The 3619-nt window shown below is 42.4% G+C and carries 8 protein-coding genes; 3 read left to right on the top strand and 5 right to left on the bottom strand.

The annotated features are described in order from the left end of the window. Positions 1 to 160: 160 nt before the first annotated feature. Complete coding sequence (locus ACXJGZ_RS09090; protein WP_456399100.1) at positions 161 to 508, bottom strand: helix-turn-helix domain-containing protein; 348 nt, start codon at positions 506 to 508, stop codon at positions 161 to 163. Positions 509 to 576: 68 nt separating this feature from the next. Here ACXJGZ_RS09090 and ACXJGZ_RS09085 point away from each other — a divergent pair, with 68 nt between their 5' ends. Both ACXJGZ_RS09085 and ACXJGZ_RS09080 read left to right on the top strand, forming a co-directional pair. Then, the gene (locus ACXJGZ_RS09085) at positions 577 to 717 is read left to right on the top strand and encodes a hypothetical protein (RefSeq protein WP_293257519.1); all 141 of its coding nucleotides are present in this window, start codon (positions 577 to 579) and stop codon (positions 715 to 717) included. Between the two features lie 50 nt (positions 718 to 767). Then, complete coding sequence (locus ACXJGZ_RS09080; RefSeq protein WP_293257543.1) at positions 768 to 1226, top strand: 6-pyruvoyl trahydropterin synthase family protein; 459 nt, start codon at positions 768 to 770, stop codon at positions 1224 to 1226. 48 nt (positions 1227 to 1274) lie between these two features. Here ACXJGZ_RS09080 and ACXJGZ_RS09075 read toward each other — a convergent pair whose 3' ends face one another. Beyond that, positions 1275 to 1820, bottom strand: a complete 546-nt coding sequence (locus tag ACXJGZ_RS09075) for a hypothetical protein (RefSeq protein ID WP_456321905.1) — start codon at positions 1818 to 1820, stop codon at positions 1275 to 1277. A 55-nt stretch (positions 1821 to 1875) separates the two neighbouring features. Here ACXJGZ_RS09075 and ACXJGZ_RS09070 point away from each other — a divergent pair, with 55 nt between their 5' ends. Beyond that, positions 1876 to 2298, top strand: coding sequence for a PPC domain-containing DNA-binding protein (locus ACXJGZ_RS09070; protein WP_456399098.1), 423 nt, complete (start codon positions 1876 to 1878; stop codon positions 2296 to 2298). Positions 2299 to 2308: 10 nt separating this feature from the next. Here ACXJGZ_RS09070 and ACXJGZ_RS09065 read toward each other — a convergent pair whose 3' ends face one another. The 3 genes from ACXJGZ_RS09065 to ACXJGZ_RS09055 form a co-directional block, all read right to left on the bottom strand. After that, positions 2309 to 2878 carry a DUF998 domain-containing protein gene (locus ACXJGZ_RS09065; RefSeq protein ID WP_456326332.1) on the bottom strand — a complete coding sequence of 190 codons (570 nt, stop codon included), beginning with the start codon at positions 2876 to 2878 and terminating at the stop codon, positions 2309 to 2311. A gap of 23 nt (positions 2879 to 2901) precedes the next feature. Next, positions 2902 to 3219, bottom strand: a complete 318-nt coding sequence (locus tag ACXJGZ_RS09060) for an antibiotic biosynthesis monooxygenase family protein (protein ID WP_456399095.1) — start codon at positions 3217 to 3219, stop codon at positions 2902 to 2904. 102 nt (positions 3220 to 3321) lie between these two features. Then, positions 3322 to 3619: AF_0692 family protein (locus ACXJGZ_RS09055; RefSeq protein ID WP_498049467.1), on the bottom strand; the 298-nt coding region annotated here is incomplete at its 5' end.

Raw genomic sequence — 3619 nt, 5'->3', positions numbered from 1 at the left:
CATAGCTGAGCTAAATCCAGAGACGCCTTATGTTCTGCTGGCTTTTGCTCCACAGCATTTAATGCACGATGTTCCAACCACAAGCAGAAAGCAGATGGAAAGTGTTTACAAAGCCGCATTAGATGCTGGATTAAAAGAAGTTTACATTGGAAATATCTGGCTACTCAGATAATTCCTCTTCTTTTGGAATTTCGTTCCCCTGAGCCAAAATTATCAGCTCTCTCCCTTCAACGAGCATTTGAGCAACTTTTTTCCTTGCTGAGCTTAAAGCTCTCCAGATTGTTCCTCTCGAAACGCCCATCCTCTTTCCGGCTTCTTCCTGTGTCAGACCCTCATAATCCACCAATCTTAAAGCCTCGAACTCCTCATAGGTCATAAAAATCGGTGGTTTTGGCTGTCCAACAGGGGGGAGGGCGGGATAAAAGTGTCTAACTTCGGGTATGAACCCTATGATCCTCATCTTCCTTCTTCGACCTCTTCCCCATCCTCTTCCCTGTCCCCAAGGCATTTTAACACCTATTTTTCATTTGGTGAAATTCATTTATAGGAGTTTCCCCCAATAAACATGGTGGTTGCATGAAGAGAGAAGGTTCTGAGTTCGTGTGTCCTTTTTGTGGATACAGGGCAAAGAGTCTGGAAGAATTGAAGAGGCACATACTTGAGAAGCATACCCTTAACAGAGAGGATATTAGAGGGATTACCTTCAGACGCATCTGACCAGAAAAGATTAATAACCTCCGGGGAGAGCTTTTAAAATGGTGAGGGAGATGAGATTTAAAGTTGTCGATAGAAAGATAGGGTGGCACAAGGACTTTGATAGCTCACACTTTTTGGTTCTCCCTTATGAGAGCAAATGTTTGAGAATCCATGGACACACATACAATGTGGATGTGGAGATATGGGGTGAACTTAACGAGAACGGCATGATTTTTGATTTCAACCATCTGAGCAATCTTGTAAAGCACCTCGATCACAGAATCCTTGTGAGTGAGAAGTGGGTAGAAAAGAAACACGATGGAGTAATTGTAATTGAGAGAAATGAAAAATACATAAAGCTTCCCGAAAGTGAGGTGGTGATTCTAGATAAACCAAATGTTACTGCGGAGTACATAGCGGAGTGGTTTGCCGAGAAGGTAGCGGAGAAAGCGGGAAAAAATGTGAAGCGCATAAGGGTTAAGGTGTGGGAGGACCCGAGAAGCTATGCCGAGATAACTCTTGAGAGATAACATACTTAACGTTTCTATTTCCGCCGAAACCAATAAATATCTGGGCATTTAATTTTTAATCATATCGAAGTTGCAGCGTTCGTATAGTACGTTCAGGCTTTCTCCGGCTCTTTCTACCAGTCTGGTGAAGTATTCCTCTCCAAATGTTTCTTGAGCTTCAAGTGCGAGCCTGTATGCCATTTTAAGATACGCTTCTCCAGTTGTGCAGTCCTCTCTTTGGGAGATCTTTTCTGCAATTTCAACGATATAACCAACGAAGGAGTGAAGAAGCCTTTTATAATCCCTCTCAAAGCCATGTTCGTTGAGCCATCCTTTGAGGATTATGAAAACCCTGAAAGCCGGTATCTCAGCACTCTCATCCTCAAAGCGGCGGTAGCGTATCAGGAGATATTGGAACACGGAAATTAAAAATCTTCCGACTATTGATTTATCTCCACCTTTTTCCTCCACAAATTCCACGAATTCACTTAAACCACTTTTTCCGCTCTCGTTGAATGCTCTCAGGAGCTCGATGTATGGTGTATGGTAGGCGGAGAAATTCACCCCTTCAAGCTCCGGAATTTCCGGCAGCACATTGGTTATTAATTCCTTCATCTTCTCACCTAAAGGGTTAAATTCTCTACAGTCTTATTAAATTTGAGGTGGGATTATGAGATTTTCAAAGGGCAGAGTTTTTCTTCTCAGAGCCCCTGAAGGCGAAAATCTGGTGAACTTTGTTAATGAGCTTGCTAAGAAAAAGAATATCATTGTAGGAAGTGTGAGTGCTATCGGAAGTTTGAGAAACCCAAAAATTGGTTATTTTGAGGAGAAAAAAGGGCAATACAAGGTCATTGAGCTCAAAGGAACATATGAACTTGTTTCTCTTATGGGAAATATAAGCATTAAAGATGGGGAGCCATTTGCCCATATTCACGTTGCTCTTGGCGATTCGGAGGGCAGGCTCTACGGTGGTCATCTCGTTGAAGGAGAAGTTCTTGTTGCAGAAGTACTCGTCCAGGAACTTCTTGGGGAGATTCTTGAGCGGAAGCCCCAGGAGAACGGCTTGAGCCTCTGGGATGAGGAGCCCCTCTAAGCTTTAAGTTTTAAGTTTTTTCCTTTTGAATCTTGACATAAAGCATGTAGTGCCACCCTACTATTATGAAGATGCCTATAAATTCGGGGATTGCCACACCTCTAAATCTTCTCATTGCCAAGAACGCAAGGAGCCATCCTATAATGAAGAGCAAAGTCGTGAAGGATCCGAAGGGCTTGTCTCCCTCTATGTAGAATCCAATTCCTGCTATTAGCATCCCAACGCTGCAGCTTACAAAGAATCCCACACTAACGTGATAATGAGGGCCCGTCCCCTCGGGAAAAATTCCTATGAGCCCCAGAAAGGCTAGTCCCATGATGAAAATTCCTATACCGAGCTTTCCGATGTTATTCATCCCTTCAAATAGGGCTGTTGCATAGTAAATCCCCAGAAGTGCCGCTATAATCAGGGATATGTTCATAATCCAGTTATAAGGCAAACTGACCCTTCCAAGATCGCTTATGGCATTATCGGTTATGCTCCACCAGGAGCGGTTTATGATGATTGCAACGAAAACTCCCCCTAACCCAATAAGGGGTGTACAAATACCAGCCAATCGCTGGCTTCTTCTCAATAGCATCACCTTTCCCTCATTATCTAACCTTAACGCATTGGGTGTTCACTTCTCATAAAATATCCGGTACATGGAGACATATTTCTCCTTTTCCAGCAGAAATTCATCGTCTTCTGGATAATACTTTGCGAGTTCGGGCATGCAAACTTTTTAATTGATTCCATTGAGTCCCAGATGGTTATGAGAAGGAAGTGGGCCACTTTGTTCTCATCTTTTCGCGTGAAATATAGTTTTAGCAAACCATCAACGGAGCTATAATCCGGTACTGCCCTTTCAATTAAAAACTTCTCATACTCATCTGCTTTCTCAATAGGAACTCTCCCGTGCCACAACCTCATAATTGCCAAAATGCCACCTCCTCTTTTAGTTTAAACATTCATAATATATGAACATTGTGCATTCAAATAATAGGATTGATAAATTGGGGTTCTGATGATTTTATCATCCAATCATGCTTTCAATGCCCATTTAGCACTTTTCCAAAAGCTGATTATCCCTATACCGCTTCCCACAACCCAAAGAATGACGAGTATAATGAACTTGAGCTCATGAAATTGCACTTTAAGGATTGAGAACAGCACTGCTGAGATCATGAAAATGAGAGAGAAGATAAACAGCCGATAAAAATCAAGCTCATACTCAACTCTTTCTATATCCTCTCTCTTTGACCTCTTCAGTGCTCTGCAGATTAAATAGAATGTCAAAGCATAGAGTAACCAGATAACAGCCTGAGGCCCTATTCCCGGT

The sequence above is a fragment of the Palaeococcus sp. (in: euryarchaeotes) genome, from assembly GCF_053987695.1.
The sequence above is the reverse complement of the archived record's forward strand: the minus strand, read 5'-3'. Positions and strand labels throughout refer to the sequence as shown.

Coding starts and splice junctions, on each gene's coding strand:
- ACXJGZ_RS09090 (WP_456399100.1), bottom strand. CDS start 508: ATGCCTTGGGGACAGGGAAGAGGATGGGGAAGAGGTCGAAGAAGGAAG.
- ACXJGZ_RS09085 (WP_293257519.1), top strand. CDS start 577: ATGAAGAGAGAAGGTTCTGAGTTCGTGTGTCCTTTTTGTGGATACAGG.
- ACXJGZ_RS09080 (WP_293257543.1), top strand. CDS start 768: ATGAGATTTAAAGTTGTCGATAGAAAGATAGGGTGGCACAAGGACTTT.
- ACXJGZ_RS09075 (WP_456321905.1), bottom strand. CDS start 1,820: ATGAAGGAATTAATAACCAATGTGCTGCCGGAAATTCCGGAGCTTGAA.
- ACXJGZ_RS09070 (WP_456399098.1), top strand. CDS start 1,876: ATGAGATTTTCAAAGGGCAGAGTTTTTCTTCTCAGAGCCCCTGAAGGC.
- ACXJGZ_RS09065 (WP_456326332.1), bottom strand. CDS start 2,878: ATGCTATTGAGAAGAAGCCAGCGATTGGCTGGTATTTGTACACCCCTT.